The following is a 14,163-nucleotide window of genomic DNA, read 5'->3' as shown; positions in this document are numbered from 1 at the left end:
GCAAAGTATCTTTGAAATAGTTCCAACACTGCCCCTTCTGCACAATGCGTGATAAACAAAAAAAGCCTCTGCAATCAGAGGCCTTTTTTGCTTTCAAAATATATACACCTATGTTCCCACAGTGAACCGCTGACGATGATGCCTGGGATTTTCAATTTCATCCAGCATAGCCAGCGCATAATCCTCCACACTCAGGTAGCTGCGACCGCTGGCGAGCTCTATAACCAAATTATCCTTTCCGGTGCGGTAGTTGCCCGTGCGCACCCCTGCCTCAAGGATATTGGGCGGAGAAACAAACACCCAATCAATACTTTTTTCGGCCTGAAGCAGTTCTTTTATGGCCGCCGTTGACCGCGCCCCACCCTCATACTCCGGGGGAAAGAAGTAGCTGTTCATCAGCGGTACGCCAGGAGCCACCTCGGCGGTTCCCGCGCCGCCCACCACCACCAGCCGCTCAATGCCAGCCTGTTTTGCGGCTTTGATGATGCTTTGGGTTCCCCGTGTTTGCCGGGCAATGCGCTCTTGCACGGAATCTGAACGTGGAGGGGCAAAGGCATGCACCACCACATCATAGCCAGCCAAGGCCTGTGCAAGCGCCTCGCTATCGTTCACATCAATCTCCCTCACGGCAAGGACGCTGGACGGAGTTATTTTCTGCGGGCTGCGGGTCAGAGCCAGTACCTGATGCCCACGTGAAACGGCTTCTTTACGTATTGCCGTTCCCACAAAGCCCGTAGCGCCAATGATCGCTATCTTCATATGTTGCCCCTCGTTAGAACATAGTATTGTTGTTCTCCGCTTTTTCCGGAACCGGCTGGATAATGTCCCAATGCTCGACGATTACCCCGTCCTTCACACGAAAAACATCAAGAACGGCCTCGCCCCTATCCTTTGCGTCATTAACCGAGTGAACGTGCAGCCATACGATATCACCATCAACAGCGCTACGCACTACACGCACTCTGGATTGGGGGTTCGCCTTGAAAAAATCCAGGTAGTAGGAAACAAAAGGTTCTTTTCCGTCCGGCACTGTAGGGTTGTGCTGTTTATAGTCATCTGCAACAAACTTCGCGGCTTCGAGCACCTGGTGTTTATTGAAAAACTTGTCGTAGAACTCCAGCACCAGCGTGCGATTGTTCTCCTCAGCCTTGAAATCACGCTCCGCTTGGGCGATGGCGGTTCCAGCCTGGGTCAGCAGAAAAATGGCGCCTGCAAGAAAGACTACTTTCAGAAACTTCATCATGTTTCTCCAGAGTGCAGATTGTTTGGGCGGCTTGCGCACGGCGTTCCGCAGATTTACCACTGACAGATTTCAATGGTATTATTTCCAGTCATGGTCTATAAAATAGACCTTCATTGTAGCTAGCAAAACCTGCCGCCCCGCGCAAGATAGTCAGCGGAATAACATCAGGTCATTGTTTTGTGACCGCGCCATCGAAAGGGAATGAATATGAGCAACGAAAAAGCGCAACATGACGAGAGCGTTGAATTTGAGCAGCCCTGTCCCATAAGGGACGTGCTTGACCGGATCGGCGACCAGTGGAGCCTGCTGGTATTAGAAGCTCTGGAGATTCAAACCTTGCGGTTCAACGAATTAGCGCGCGAAATAGGTGATATATCCAAGCAGATGCTTTCACGAACGTTGAAGCGTCTGGAGCAGGACGGTTTCATCCTGCGCACAATATATCCTGAAGTGCCGCCTCGTGTGGAATATCAGCTCACTGACCTTGGCCGCTCCTTTCTTGTGCCCATGCAAACGCTGATCATCTGGGCGGACTCCAATCACCACGCTATCTGTAATGCGCGTGTGAACTACGCCATAAGCGGCAAATGATGACCATGCGGCGGTCATAACTCTCGCCGCATTGAACCGCCAAAACCCTTGGGGGGATTTTTGACGGAGGCATACCGGTGCAAGCTCGGCGATGCCTCGGCGTGGCGGCTGGTTTACGCTGCTCCTTTCTAAGTATAAGGTGAGATGGTTGGGCAACACCGTTTCAAACAGTCTGCCCCTGTAACTAACAAGCCTATCTTACTAAATTATAAAATCTTATTGTATTATTTCAAGTTAAAACAAACTGGGTCAAAGTGTCTTTCAAAATGCGTATCTTCTAAATTTATGGCGCATGCTCCGCTATTTCACAGCAAAATGAACCTTGCTGCTCTGACCCGCAAATGGCCCCTACAACCGGGCATATGTTATAATGCAGAATAGCCTGCCACAGCATATCATCAAGGCGCGATCGCACTTTCCACGCGGTCTGGAACAGCCGGAAGGCAGTTTGCGCTTCGGCGCGGACGCTCTTTTGCTGGCCGCCTTTGCCGCGCGCTACCTGCCGCCGAAAAAGCAAACTCCTGGCACGGTAAACGGAACTCCCCTTGTAGTGGCCGAACTGGGATGCGGTTGCGGAGCCGCCCTGCTGGGCCTTGCCATGCGCTGCCCGTATATATTTGGCCTGGGGCTGGAGCGCGAAAAACCGCTTGTTCAGGCTGCTCTGAACAACGCGGCTCTTTTTGGCTTGTCAGACCAACTGCATTTTGTCGGCCTTGACCTTGCGGATAAAACGGCGTTGTCAGCCTTGTGTGTTCCCGCTCAACCTTCAGGCCCTACACAGCCATGTGCCGACAGCTCGCCCCGCCACAATGCGGATGCGGATACGGAACTACAACAAAATTTGGTGCAACCTGCCTGCAACAGGCTGGACATGGTTATGGCCAATCCCCCTTACAACAGGAAAGGCCGCCCTTCCGGCAAGAGCATGCGTGAACACGCCCTGCGTGACGTCTGCGCCACTGATGGGGATAAAATAGCGTTGGATACCTTTTGTCGGGCTGCGGCCACGCTGCTGCGCCACCAGGGCCGTTTTTTCTGTATATATGACGCCCCGGCCCTGCCGCGCCTGTGCGTGGCCCTGAATGCCGCCGGGCTTGGCGTCAGACGTATTCTGCCAGTGCAGCCCCGCAAAGGTGAACCTGCCTTGCGCGTGCTTGTGGAGGCCCGCAAAAACACCGCCCACGACACTGTGCTGGAAACGCCGCTGATTCTGCATGATGTACCAGACAGTTCAGCCACGCCGGGCACACAGGACGCGCCGGGAGCGCCGAAATCTACGGGCGCGGCTGGCATGTCAGATGTCACACACCGTGCCGGGCCGTCCTGGTCTGCCGAGGCCCTGACCTTTTGTTCCTGGCTTGGCCCCGCGCCGTCTTCCGTCACTGCCACCACTGCCGACAATGCTTTTACTGCACTATGACAACGAGCCGCATATGAACTTTATTGCCGACCTGCACATTCACTCCCGCTTTTCCCGCGCTACCAGCAAGGCGCTGAACGCCCGCCATCTTGCCGCATGGGCGCGTTGCAAGGGCATAAGCGTTCTGGGTACGGGCGATTTTACGCATCCGCAATGGCGGGCCGAACTTGGCGAACAGCTTGAGTTTGATGAAGCCAGCGGCCTGTACCGCCTCAAAGGCGAGCCGGAGCAGCTTGACGTCATGTCTGGCGAAAAAATGCGGGATGGTGACGCGCAAGGCCCGCTGTTTATGCTTCAGGCGGAAATAAGCTCCATTTACAAACGCCACGGCAAGGTGCGCAAGGTACACAATCTCATCTATGTGCGCACGCTGGAAGACGCGGCAAAGCTTTCCCAACGCCTTGAACAGATCGGCAACCTGCATTCCGACGGCCGGCCCATCCTCGGCCTGGATTCGCGTGACTTGCTTGAAATCATGCTGGAATGCACGGAAGACGCCGTTATGATTCCGGCCCATGTATGGACGCCCTGGTTTGCACTCTTTGGTTCCAAGTCTGGCTTTGACCGTTTAACAGACTGCTACGCCGACCTTTCTGAACACATTTTCGCCCTTGAAACGGGCCTCTCATCCGACCCGGCCATGAACCGGCTGGTGAGCCAGCTCGACGGCTATGCCCTCATATCCAATTCCGACGCCCATTCGGGGGCCAACCTCGGGCGCGAGGCCAATCTGTTTGCGGGCAACCCTTCCTACGCAGGCATGTTCGCGGCCCTGCGCGCGGCGGCGCGGCGTCAGCCGCAGGACAGTCTGGACTGCCGTTTTCTTGGCACTATGGAATTCTACCCAGACGAGGGCAAATACCACCTCGACGGCCACCGTGCCTGCAACGTGGTGCTGGAACCCCGCGAATCGCGCGAGCTTGGCAACATCTGCCCTGTTTGCGGCAAGCCGCTTACAGTGGGCGTGCTGCACCGCGTTTGGGAACTGGCCGACAGGGAGGAACCTGCTGATTTGCCTCTAGAGCCCGAAGCGCGTCCTCTTATTCCCCTTGCAGAGGTTGTGGGCGAAATCGTCGGTGCAGGCGTTGCCTCCCGCAAGGTGCAGGACAGATACGGCAAGCTGCTGCGCGAACTTGGGCCGGAACTCGATATTCTCTGCCGTATGCCCGAAGCCGAAGTGCGCGCCCATTGGGAGCCATTGGGCGAGGCCGTGGCCCGCATGCGGCGCGGTCAGGTTTTTCGCCAGGGCGGCTATGACGGCGAATACGGCGTGGTAAAGGTCTTTACACCCGAAGAGCTGGCGGACATCCGCGGCGCTGGCCGTGGCTCCCTGCCGGGCTTGAAGCCGGGCAGACCACGCAAGGCTGCCCAGGCGGAAACAGCCCCGGCTGGATCAGGGACAACGGTAAAGGTACGCCGTCAAAACGCGTCCTCTGTAAATTTGCTGGACCTCATGAAGGAAAGACCTTCACAGAGCCAGACCGTTGCTAAAGAGCAATCGTCTGATCAGGCCACAAGCGCATTTAGCGAAGAACAGCAGGCCGCCCTTATGGCTGGCCCCGGTCCTGTGCTTGTGCAAGCTGGCCCCGGTGCGGGCAAAACCCGCGTGCTTATTGGCCGCATGCAGCACCTGCTCAGTCAGAGAATAGCGCCCGGCAAGCTTTTGGCGGTAACCTTTACACGGCGTGCTGCCAACGAGATGCGCCAACGCCTAGCCCTTGCCATGCCCCATATGCAAACAAGCTTGCCATGCTGCGACACTCTGCACGGCATTGCCTGGAGCCGCATGCGCGAGTCTATGCAGGCTCAGGGCAAGGAGTGCATGCTGCTTGGCGATGACGCGGCGCAGCAGTTTTTCAAAGCCGCTAACCCGCAGTTGGAAGCCCGGCAGGCAGGTGAACTCTGGCGTCAGCTTGCCCTTGCCCGCGAATGCCAGCGCGCATGGGCTGATCAGCCGCTTGCCGAGGCTGCCTCTCGCTATGCCGCGCACAAAGCCAATTCTTCTGGCCCTCAGTATGTGGACTACGCTGACTTGCTGGATTGGTGGCTTGAGCACCTGAAAACTCTGTCTCCGGAACTATTGCCGCAGCATGTGCTTGTGGATGAAATTCAGGACCTTTCGCCAGTACAGCTTGAAATAGTCCGTAAGCTTTTGCCTGCCGACGGCAGAGGATTTTTCGGCATCGGCGACCCCGATCAGGCCATTTATGGCTTTCGTGGCGTATCCGGCCAAAGCGAGGACAGCCTGCGTGGTATCTGGCCTGATCTGACGGTGTACCGACTTGGCCGCAGTTTTCGCTCCAGTCAGGAAGTGCTCAATATGGCACGCAGCCTGCTGCGCCATAAGGGGCAGTGCGGGCCGCTTACGGCGGCACGACACCTTAGCGCCCAACTGCGTCTTTTTTCAGCCCCGGACCAGCAGGCCGAACTGCGGTGGATTACCCGCCGTGTTCAGGCTTTGTTGGGCGCAACGGCGCACACTTTGCTTGACCAGCATTTGAGCAGCGCTGAAGCGCATGAGCTGGACGGCACGCTTGCTCCTGGCGACATCGCAGTTCTTGTTCGCCTTCGGGCGCAAATAGCGCCAATGCGCGCCGCCCTTGAGCAGGCGGGCATTCCCTGCGCAGCCCCTGCGGAGGACGCTTTTTGGCAGGATGCAGGTTGCGCGCGGCTGCTGGCTCTGGCTGCTAACCATTGCGGCTTTGCGCAGCTGGCTCAAAGCCTTGCAGGCAGTGTTACACAGCCACAAACGCAGTCTTTTGATGCGATGGCTTCTGGGGACAGTCTTTTTGCCTCAGACGCGCCCCTGCCCTCTCCTGAAATGATGGAAAAATGGCTTGTGCAGTCGCCGTGGGCAGGCGAACCCATGCTGGCTGGCAAGGCGTGGCGGGAATTGAAGCGCACCTGGAAAACCTTTGGCAACTGGCCGGAATTTCTGGCCCACCTTGGCTGGCTTCAGGAAGCGGAAATGGTTCGCGGCAAGGCAGAACATGTGCAAATCATGACCATGCATGCCTCCAAGGGGCTTGAGTTTCAGGCTGTATTTCTTCCGGGGCTTGAGGACGGACTTCTACCTCTGCGTAGAGAGCGTATTTTCGGAGGGGAAGCACCCGGCACAACTCCTAGCGCGACCTCCGGCATGACACATGGCGAAACCCCCGGCACAACTTCTGGCACGACATTTGGTGCAGGCCAGACGCCAGCCTCGGGCGTGAATTCCCCGGCGCACGAAGAAGACGAAGAACGCCGGCTGCTCTACGTTGCCCTTACACGGGCCGCGCGCGCGCTTTTTGTCAGCCACAGTGCCCGCCGCACCTTGTATGGCAAGAGCCTCGCGCTTGATGCTTCGCCGTTTCTTGAACAAATTCGTCAATTCTGCCGCCAGAGCGCCCTTACTCCACATAAACACACGCAGGTGAGCAACCTTTCCCTTTTGGGCAGCCCTGAAAACGAAGAGTAGTTGGCACGGAGTGCAAGTCGTGGACGAAGGTATAGCGTGTAGAAAGACTGATTAGCTGGTTGTTGTATTACAGCGCGTTGTTCCCTTGCAATATTCAGTTTTTTACTTGCGGCACTTTGTACCTCGTGCCCCAACAAGGTTCCCCCAAGTGACGCGGAAACCTTCACGCGAGGGGTGTCGGAATTCAGTCACTTTTGCCATATCCGTATTTGTTCATAGCTACGTAATTTTTCTAAACAATTTCTACTAGCTGATTTTTCAGCCTTTTTAAAACATTCCAAATGGTTGGCACACATTGTGCTTGTATCCATGCATAATGGTAGGAATTTTCCCGGCTGGTTACTGAAAACTGGTGAGTACACAAAGATCTGCGCGTAGTGACAGCAAATTATGTGTATGAGGCCTGACATGGATAAACGGACGATACCACATATAAGCCCTTGGGCTGCCTTGGCCTTGATTGGCTTTTTTCTGCTTACTGGTTGCGGGATGCAACGCCCGGTGGACTCCGGCCCCACGCCCGAGGGCGCCCATAAGGTAGTGCGCACGGCCTATGCCCAGATGGGCAAAAAGTATCGCTCTGGCGGTGCTTCGCCACAGAAGGGCTTTGACTGCTCTGGCCTCATATGGTGGGTTTACAAACAAAATGGCTACAAGGTGCCGCGCATTACGGTCGACCAGGCCAGCGCTGGCCGTTCAGTCCCCAAAAACCAGGCCCGCCCTGGTGATATTGTGGTGTTTCGCACCGGATCAAGCCCCCGCGGCCTGCACACTGGCATATACGCCGGGGGTGACAGCTTCATACACAGTCCGCGTAGAGGGGAAAAGGTTCGTATGGAAAGCATGACCATCCCCTACTGGCGCAGCAAGCTCATTGCTGTTCGGCGGGTAGTTCCCTAATCATTTTTTGACAGCTTTTAAGCCGCATTGCCGTCATGGTTTTGCGGCTTTTTTTACGTTTAAATCGGCCCCCGTTTCAATACAATCGCAATACATTCTCAGTATAGCAAGCTGCAAACACAGCATAACGATTCACAACCTGACATGTTGAGGCTATGCCCTGCCTTTTTGCCAAAGGGCGGCAGCAAGCCGCATTGAGCAGGCAGCTTGCGATTTTTGGTTTTTTCATACTGGTGAATTTTCTTCCCTTGCTTGCCATTGTTGCTGTTTTAAAGTAACCCCTGAGAAAATACGCAGCGTAACGTCCTTGTTGCGGCACAGTCTGCTTTCTTCTGGCCCGGTTTACTCCCTGACAAATCTGCCAGGCAATTACGCAACATATTTCGGTCTTCACGCTGCCCGCCGGGAGGACACATGGCGCGCAAAACAGTCATTAGCGAAAGCCTGTTAAGCATTGCGGACATATCCCGTCATTTTTCCCTGCCTGAGTCTACAACGCGTTATTACTGCAAACGCTTTGCCCCCTTTATTCCCAGTGTTGGCGACGGCAGAAGACGCCGTTACCGCCGCGAAACTCTGGACGTGATTGCTGCCATACTGGAGCAGATGCAAAAATCCCGCACCGCTGCCGCTGTGGAGGATTCCCTGCTGGCGCGCTTTCCGCGTAACGCGCTTACTCTGGCCGACAGTCAGCCGATTCAGACCATGCAGGCTCCGGTTCAGGATGTTTTTCCCTCAGCAGCATTGCAGTTGATGGAACGGCAAACCACAGCGCTGGAAGGAATTGCGCAATTGCTGCATATGGTTGTGGAGCGCTTGCCTGTCACCGCAGGGCAGCCTGCCGCCAATATGGCTGAAGAAAACGCCGATCTTCGGCAAGAACTTGATACATTGCGCCTTTTGCTGCATTCGTCAGAAAAAACGCAGCAAGCTGACCTTGAGCAATTGCGGCAGTGGATGGGACGTATGATCCGCAGCAAAAGCGCAGCAATGGGCTCAGAGAGCTGACGCTGCCCTTTTTGCACTTTGCCTTACCCCCAACGATGCAAAGCCAATTCCGCAAAAACCACCCCGCTTTTTCAGCACCTCGCCTGCCCTTTCTTTTCCAGCCAGACAAGTAACACGTTGGGCATAAACTCCTTTTCTTTGAAGCAGCGGTAGCCTGCTTTCTCGTACAAAGCCACATTGCGCTTGCTCTTGGCGCTGGTGAACAGCTCATAGCGTTCTTGCGCGCAGGCTTCTTCGATAGCTGCAAGCAACGTTCTGCCAATGCCCCTCCCCTGCTGCCCTGGCGCTACCATAAGCCGCCCAACGCAGGCGGTGCCGTCTTCTATCTTGGCCCGCACTGAACCAACAATGTTGCCGTTTACATCCACGGCCTTGAGCATGACAAGAGAAGGAAATTCGCTCTCGAGTTCCGCAAGCGTTTGCGTTAAAGGCGGTATTTGATAATTGCCCACTAACCTGGCTTCGCTTTCAAAAGCTTCTTTTTGCAGGGCTAGTATTTCTGGCAAATCATCAAGCGTGGCTGGCAGTATTTTCATGATTGTGCATCCTCTTGCACGAAGCCTTGCCGTGACGGCGCAAGGCATTGCTGCGTATTTAGCTGGGCGCGTAGACTTGGCAACAGTAACTCGCCTTCGCCGTAGTACTCGCACTCAAGAGTGCGAATATTCAGAAGCCCGCTACTTAGGGCATTTTAACTTTGAAAAGATCTAAATGCTCTAACGCTGCACAAGCGTGCAGCGCGCCGCAACGCGGCGTGGATTCTGCCAAAATCGCATTTTTCGGCAGAATGACAACTTTGAAATGTAATGCATTTCAAAGTTAATCTGCTCTAGAAGTCCAAGTATTCTTGAGAGTGAATATTCAGGAACGCGCGTATTCATCCCTTTGACGGACTGCACGCTCTCGTCGAACCTGTTTCGTATTCAGCCCCCAAATATTCTCTAAGAGCCGTGCCTGCTTCTTGCAAGCTAATTTAAAAACAACAAAGGCTCCACACGCGTCGTATGGAGCCTTTGAACATTCACGATTGCAGCATCTATTTTGCGGAGCTGCCGTCAGCCTTGGCTTTGGCCATATCAATGGCCTTCTTGAAGAGGTCAGGCGGCAGAGCGCCCCGAACCACAAGATCGTTAACGAGGAAGTACGGCGTTCCCTCTACTCCCAGTTTTTGGGCGTCTTGCTGATCTTCGGCCATAATGTCCGAAACCTTTTTGCTGTGCACGTCCTTGGCAAGGCGCTTCATGTCCACACCCAGATCCTGAGCGGTTGTCTTCAAAAACGCTTCGCCATCGGTCACAAGCTTATTGCGGTCAGCAAACAGGGCGTCATGAAACTTCCAGGCTTTTTCTTCGCTTTGCTGCGCAATGCCGAGGAAGTATTTTGAAGCGATGCTGGCCGGGCCCTTGTCATCCAGGGGCAGGTTTTTGAACATAAGGCTCACGTCCTTGCCGTATTCCTTAAGAAGACCGCTCACGGTGCCAGAGGCCTGCTGACAAAAATGGCAGGTAAAGTCAGAAAAGGCCACGATGCGAACCTTGGCGTTCTTGGAGCCGAGCACAGGACGCCCTTCAAGCTTCACGCTCTTGGGGGTCTTCATTTCCTGGCTCCACTGCGCTTCAAGGCTGCGCTGGCGGCGCATGTTGGAGCCCTGCTGGGCAATATCCAGCACAGCTTCGCTATTGTTGCGCAACACGTCCAACACCAGATCGGGACGTTCTTTAAATAACTTTTCCAGCATCTGGGCCAAGTTTTCGTCAGTAACCTGCACAGGGGCGGCTTCTGCCTGACGGGCCGGTTCTGCAAAAAAACCACCAAAAGCCATAAGCCCCATCAGGGCCACCGTGCCTGTTTTTTTCCACATGCTCATACAACGTTCCTGTCTGCGTCCATTAAGACGGATTATTTCCACTGCCCTGTTCCGCCTCAAGACGGCACTGAGTTGCGGCATCTTCAATTTTAAAAAGCAATTCGTCGAGGTCCACTGGTTTCATCAAATAGCCAAAGGCCCCGTCACTCATGGCCTGAACTGCCAGCTGCATGTCAGCATGACCAGAAAGCAATATCACCTGAGTTGCGGGCCAGTGTTGATGAATTTTTTGCAGGGCGCTCATGCCATCCATAACCGGCATTTTCACGTCCATAATAACTATCTGGTAAGCCTCTTGGCTCATGGCTTCCAAGGCCAGTTGACCATTGGCTGCCGTGGCGCAGGTGTACCCTCTGCGTCCCAGTCGTTTCGCCAGAATACGAGTTACTTCCTCTTCGTCATCAACCAGAAGAATGTTTTTACACCCCATATGCGCTCCACCATTAAATTCTAACTTGCTTGCTACAGATTTTAGCCCGCAACAGGACGGGCGGGCAAGCGTCAACTGCATATTTTCGCGATTTTTTTCGTATTTATTCACTACAAATTTTTTACAGCTTGACGGTAACTGTGCTCTCTTTTACAACCTTCAAAGTGCATTGTTTCAATTTTTTGGCAAATGTTTCATGTGAAACACGCCAAAAACTGAACTGCACCGCTTGATTATCCCGGTTATTACCGAGGCGATTAGCAAATTTACACCACTGCCCTTTTGGGCGGGAGGCAATTATGGCTCGCATTATATCCATTGCCAACCAAAAGGGCGGAGTTGGAAAAACCACCACGGCCATCAACTTGTCAGCTGCACTGGCCGTTATGGAAAAAAAAGTGCTCTTGGTGGATTGTGACCCACAGGCCAACAGCACAAGCGGCATCGGGTTGCAGCAAGAAAACCTGCACGGCGACCTGTACAGCACCTTTTATGAACCGGAGCAGGTGCGCCAAAACATCGCAAAAAGCCGGTCTCCCTTTTTGGATATTTTGCCCGCCAGCACCAACCTGGTTGCCGTGGAACTGGAACTCGTGGACAAAATGGCCCGTGAGTTTTTTCTGGACGAGTGCCTCAAGTCTGTTCAAAAAGACTACGAATACATCATCCTCGACTGCCCGCCTTCACTGGGGCTGCTGACGCTGAACGCGCTGTGCGCCTCGCGCGAGCTGCTTATTCCCCTACAGTGCGAATTTTTCGCGCTGGAAGGCATTGTAAAACTTTTGCAGACCTACGAGCAGGTAAAAAAACGGCTTAACCCCGAGCTTTCCCTGCTGGGCGTTGTGCTGACAATGTACGACACCCGCAACCGCCTGACGCGCGAAGTCAAAAACGAAGTGCGCCGCTGCTTTCCCGACCATCTTTTTGAAACGGTCATTCCCCGCAACGTGCGGTTGTCTGAAGCGCCCAGCCACGGCAAGTCGATCATCCATTACGACATTAAATCTAAAGGCGCGGAAGCTTACCTTGGACTTTCAAAGGAAGTTGTTCTGCGTCGTCCTTCAAAAAAAGCCGTGCTGCAGTAGATACTTAAAAAGCCCGGCGGCGCGGTGCCTTAAGGAAGACAAAGGCGTGCCGGGCTGTTTTTTCAATGCCCTGCTGTCCCTTACTGGCACACTGTTGCCACCCTGCTCTACCCCATCATAAAAGCGCTATAATGCGAGGAGCAGGCGCGAAGCAACCGCAATGGGAATGGCAAGAACACAGGGGCGCAACACACCAGCGCCGGGCCGCGGGCGAGGGGCACCGGGCCTGAAAAAACCGCGCTACGTTACCCCTTGGGGGTGCTGTGCTCCACCGCCATATGGTCGCGAAAATGCTTCTGACGAACGGTTGTGCCACAGCCCTTGCAAAGAAATACAAGCAGGCCGCCAATATTGGCATTGGTCAAAATAAAAGGCTGCTCAGCGTCGGAGCGCCAATCGGCAGTTTTAGCGCCGCAATAGGGGCAATCTACAGCAGGGGAATAGGGGTATTTGAAATCCCAGAACTGCAGTAACTGCTCAAAACTTTTCAAGGGGCCAGCAGCCTGAACCAGCGGTGTCGGGGCTTCACTGGCTTTCAGCTGGGCATGGATCTTGGGTTCGATCAGCTGCCAAAGCTTCAGCGATAGCTGCACAGACTCAACATTGCCCTTGGCATCAGTAAGATAGCGTACTTCAGGATGATCAAACATTTGGCGTGTCCTTTTTCTTAGTCAGCAGCGTGTTGCAGTAATTTGAAGTGGGTACGCTGCTGGCCCGCTCATCCCGAAAGCATGTCTGGCGGCCGGGAATTTACAGGTATAGGTGCCAGCACCGTGACGCGCACAGACCGCCTTGTCAAGGCAGGTACAGCCAAAATGCTGCAATGGAAGCATTTATTTAACGCTGCTGCCAGTGCGCCAGGTGCCGCCAGAAGCACTGCATGTGGCCCCAAATCCCCTGCGCAAAGGCGTGGGAAGACAGCATAGATCAAGCCACTTGCCCCTGAGCAACGCGTTTTACTCAACACGCTGACACGTTAGTTAATATAGTGGCTGCTACGCAGGCACAAGAAAATATGAGGTGATATTATGAGCGGCAACAAGAAAGGACTTGGCAGAGGGTTGGACGCGCTTTTTGGCGGTTCCGAACCGCAACAGCAAGAGGAAACCTCAACCTCCACCCTGCCCCTTTCCTCTTTGAAGCCCAATCCCGGTCAGCCCCGCCGTCATTTTGACGAAGACGCATTGCGCGAACTTGCGGCCTCCATCAAGTCTCAGGGCATCATACAGCCCTTGCTGGTGCGCCCCCTTCCCGGTGACGGAAACTATCAGATTGTGGCAGGTGAACGCCGCTGGCGGGCCGCGCAAATTGCCGGGCTGACCCAAGTGCCCGTTTACATCCGCCAGTTGACGGACAAAGAGGTTATGGCTGCCGCGCTTATTGAAAACCTTCAGCGCGAAGATCTTAACCCCATCGAAGAAGCCGAAGCGCTGCAAGCGTTGCGCGAAGCGCTGGACCTTACGCAGGAAGAACTGGCCTCACGTCTGGGCAAAAGCCGCCCGGCTGTGGCCAACGCATTGCGCTTGCTGCAACTGAGTACTGATGCCAGGGATGACCTGCAAGCAGGCCGCATAAGCGCCGGACACGCCAGATGCCTGCTTGGCATTGACGGCACAGACGCCGCCGAAGCTTTGCGCCTGCGCATCCAGAGCCACAATATGACCGTGCGCGAAGCCGAGGAAGCAGCCGCGTACTGGCGCGGCAACTCCACTCTGCCCTGGCAGAATCCGCAACAAGAAGAAAAGCCAACGGCGAAGCCCGTAAACCAAAGAATTTCCCGCAAAAAGAGTCCGGCATTCAAAGTATTACAAAAAAGCCTGAGCACCACTTTGGGATGCGCCGCCAAAATAAGTGGCGATGAGAACGCTGGTCGCATTGCGCTTAACTATAGCAGCAAAGAAGAACTGGACGCCTTGCTGGAAAAATTCGGGCTTGTCCTTACAAGCGAATAATAGCCCGAACAAATTAAAAAATTGAAACGGCTGCTGCGGCACTTTTGGCCAAACAAATAGCTCCTGCGATAAAATAAGCTGGCGCAGCCGACAATTGAATCCCCAATTTTGATTGCGGAATAACAAAAAAAGCAAGGCCAGTGGGACAGAATCAATAAAAAAGCTGGGTCGCAATGCGATCCAGCTTTTTTTGGCCCCAATTTTCCG

At 54.4% G+C, this 14,163-nt stretch carries 14 protein-coding genes; 7 read left to right on the top strand and 7 right to left on the bottom strand.

What is annotated here, in order from left to right:
- Nucleotides 1-108: 108 nt before the first annotated feature.
- Both HNQ38_RS10200 and HNQ38_RS10195 read right to left on the bottom strand, forming a co-directional pair.
- Nucleotides 109-759, bottom strand: coding sequence for an NAD(P)-dependent oxidoreductase (locus HNQ38_RS10200; RefSeq protein WP_183720254.1), 651 nt, complete (start codon nucleotides 757-759; stop codon nucleotides 109-111).
- Nucleotides 760-772: 13 nt separating this feature from the next.
- Nucleotides 773-1,243: a nuclear transport factor 2 family protein gene (locus HNQ38_RS10195; protein ID WP_183720251.1), complete on the bottom strand. Its 471-nt coding sequence runs from the start codon at nucleotides 1,241-1,243 to the stop codon at nucleotides 773-775.
- A 207-nt stretch (nucleotides 1,244-1,450) separates the two neighbouring features.
- Between HNQ38_RS10195 and HNQ38_RS10190 the strand changes: the two genes are divergently transcribed.
- The 4 genes from HNQ38_RS10190 (at nucleotide 1,451) to HNQ38_RS10175 (ending at nucleotide 7,614) form a co-directional block, all read left to right on the top strand.
- Nucleotides 1,451-1,834 carry a winged helix-turn-helix transcriptional regulator gene (locus HNQ38_RS10190; protein ID WP_183720248.1) on the top strand — a complete coding sequence of 128 codons (384 nt, stop codon included), beginning with the start codon at nucleotides 1,451-1,453 and terminating at the stop codon, nucleotides 1,832-1,834.
- Nucleotides 1,835-2,204: 370 nt separating this feature from the next.
- Complete coding sequence (locus tag HNQ38_RS10185) at nucleotides 2,205-3,254, top strand: tRNA1(Val) (adenine(37)-N6)-methyltransferase (RefSeq protein ID WP_183720245.1); 1,050 nt, start codon at nucleotides 2,205-2,207, stop codon at nucleotides 3,252-3,254.
- Between the two features lie 13 nt (nucleotides 3,255-3,267).
- Nucleotides 3,268-6,714, top strand: coding sequence for a UvrD-helicase domain-containing protein (locus HNQ38_RS10180; protein ID WP_183720242.1), 3,447 nt, complete (start codon nucleotides 3,268-3,270; stop codon nucleotides 6,712-6,714).
- A 408-nt stretch (nucleotides 6,715-7,122) separates the two neighbouring features.
- Nucleotides 7,123-7,614: a C40 family peptidase gene (locus tag HNQ38_RS10175; RefSeq protein WP_183720239.1), complete on the top strand. Its 492-nt coding sequence runs from the start codon at nucleotides 7,123-7,125 to the stop codon at nucleotides 7,612-7,614.
- 76 nt (nucleotides 7,615-7,690) lie between these two features.
- Here the strand turns inward: HNQ38_RS10175 and HNQ38_RS10170 are convergent, their stop codons facing one another.
- A complete protein-coding gene (locus HNQ38_RS10170) occupies nucleotides 7,691-8,008 on the bottom strand; it encodes a hypothetical protein (RefSeq protein WP_183720236.1) in 318 nt (105 codons plus the stop codon).
- Between the two features lie 20 nt (nucleotides 8,009-8,028).
- Between HNQ38_RS10170 and HNQ38_RS10165 the strand changes: the two genes are divergently transcribed.
- Complete coding sequence (locus tag HNQ38_RS10165) at nucleotides 8,029-8,622, top strand: MerR family transcriptional regulator (protein ID WP_183720232.1); 594 nt, start codon at nucleotides 8,029-8,031, stop codon at nucleotides 8,620-8,622.
- 71 nt (nucleotides 8,623-8,693) lie between these two features.
- On the opposite strand, the gene HNQ38_RS10160 is transcribed toward HNQ38_RS10165, so the two are convergent.
- From HNQ38_RS10160 to HNQ38_RS10150, 3 genes are all read right to left on the bottom strand, one after another.
- Nucleotides 8,694-9,158, bottom strand: coding sequence for a GNAT family N-acetyltransferase (locus HNQ38_RS10160; RefSeq protein ID WP_183720229.1), 465 nt, complete (start codon nucleotides 9,156-9,158; stop codon nucleotides 8,694-8,696).
- A gap of 500 nt (nucleotides 9,159-9,658) precedes the next feature.
- Nucleotides 9,659-10,489, bottom strand: a complete 831-nt coding sequence (locus HNQ38_RS10155) for a DsbA family protein (protein WP_183720226.1) — start codon at nucleotides 10,487-10,489, stop codon at nucleotides 9,659-9,661.
- A gap of 22 nt (nucleotides 10,490-10,511) precedes the next feature.
- On the bottom strand, nucleotides 10,512-10,919 hold the full coding sequence (locus HNQ38_RS10150) for a response regulator (protein WP_183720222.1): 408 nt from the start codon (nucleotides 10,917-10,919) through the stop codon (nucleotides 10,512-10,514).
- A 299-nt stretch (nucleotides 10,920-11,218) separates the two neighbouring features.
- On the opposite strand from HNQ38_RS10150, the gene HNQ38_RS10145 reads away from it, so the two are divergent.
- Nucleotides 11,219-12,004 carry a ParA family protein gene (locus tag HNQ38_RS10145; protein WP_183720219.1) on the top strand — a complete coding sequence of 262 codons (786 nt, stop codon included), beginning with the start codon at nucleotides 11,219-11,221 and terminating at the stop codon, nucleotides 12,002-12,004.
- A gap of 245 nt (nucleotides 12,005-12,249) precedes the next feature.
- On the opposite strand, the gene HNQ38_RS10140 is transcribed toward HNQ38_RS10145, so the two are convergent.
- Entirely contained in the window at nucleotides 12,250-12,654 is a 405-nt protein-coding gene (locus HNQ38_RS10140) for a hypothetical protein (protein WP_183720216.1), read from the bottom strand.
- A gap of 378 nt (nucleotides 12,655-13,032) precedes the next feature.
- On the opposite strand from HNQ38_RS10140, the gene HNQ38_RS10135 reads away from it, so the two are divergent.
- Complete coding sequence (locus tag HNQ38_RS10135) at nucleotides 13,033-13,956, top strand: ParB/RepB/Spo0J family partition protein (protein ID WP_183720213.1); 924 nt, start codon at nucleotides 13,033-13,035, stop codon at nucleotides 13,954-13,956.
- Nucleotides 13,957-14,163: the final 207 nt, after the last annotated feature.

This window comes from Desulfovibrio intestinalis (assembly GCF_014202345.1).
Lineage (GTDB): Bacteria > Desulfobacterota > Desulfovibrionia > Desulfovibrionales > Desulfovibrionaceae > Desulfovibrio > Desulfovibrio intestinalis.
Note: the sequence above shows the minus strand (reverse complement) of the source record. Positions and strands in the feature narration are given on the sequence as shown.

What these genes read in the sequence shown, in the direction of transcription:
- HNQ38_RS10160 (WP_183720229.1), bottom strand. Translation starts at nt 9,158, where the DNA reads ATGAAAATACTGCCAGCCACGCTTGATGATTTGCCAGAAATACTAGCC.
- HNQ38_RS10195 (WP_183720251.1), bottom strand. Translation starts at nt 1,243, where the DNA reads ATGATGAAGTTTCTGAAAGTAGTCTTTCTTGCAGGCGCCATTTTTCTG.
- HNQ38_RS10190 (WP_183720248.1), top strand. Translation starts at nt 1,451, where the DNA reads ATGAGCAACGAAAAAGCGCAACATGACGAGAGCGTTGAATTTGAGCAG.
- HNQ38_RS10145 (WP_183720219.1), top strand. Translation starts at nt 11,219, where the DNA reads ATGGCTCGCATTATATCCATTGCCAACCAAAAGGGCGGAGTTGGAAAA.
- HNQ38_RS10150 (WP_183720222.1), bottom strand. Translation starts at nt 10,919, where the DNA reads ATGGGGTGTAAAAACATTCTTCTGGTTGATGACGAAGAGGAAGTAACT.
- HNQ38_RS10180 (WP_183720242.1), top strand. Translation starts at nt 3,268, where the DNA reads ATGAACTTTATTGCCGACCTGCACATTCACTCCCGCTTTTCCCGCGCT.
- HNQ38_RS10175 (WP_183720239.1), top strand. Translation starts at nt 7,123, where the DNA reads ATGGATAAACGGACGATACCACATATAAGCCCTTGGGCTGCCTTGGCC.
- HNQ38_RS10185 (WP_183720245.1), top strand. Translation starts at nt 2,205, where the DNA reads ATGCAGAATAGCCTGCCACAGCATATCATCAAGGCGCGATCGCACTTT.
- HNQ38_RS10140 (WP_183720216.1), bottom strand. Translation starts at nt 12,654, where the DNA reads ATGTTTGATCATCCTGAAGTACGCTATCTTACTGATGCCAAGGGCAAT.
- HNQ38_RS10165 (WP_183720232.1), top strand. Translation starts at nt 8,029, where the DNA reads ATGGCGCGCAAAACAGTCATTAGCGAAAGCCTGTTAAGCATTGCGGAC.
- HNQ38_RS10135 (WP_183720213.1), top strand. Translation starts at nt 13,033, where the DNA reads ATGAGCGGCAACAAGAAAGGACTTGGCAGAGGGTTGGACGCGCTTTTT.
- HNQ38_RS10155 (WP_183720226.1), bottom strand. Translation starts at nt 10,489, where the DNA reads ATGAGCATGTGGAAAAAAACAGGCACGGTGGCCCTGATGGGGCTTATG.
- HNQ38_RS10200 (WP_183720254.1), bottom strand. Translation starts at nt 759, where the DNA reads ATGAAGATAGCGATCATTGGCGCTACGGGCTTTGTGGGAACGGCAATA.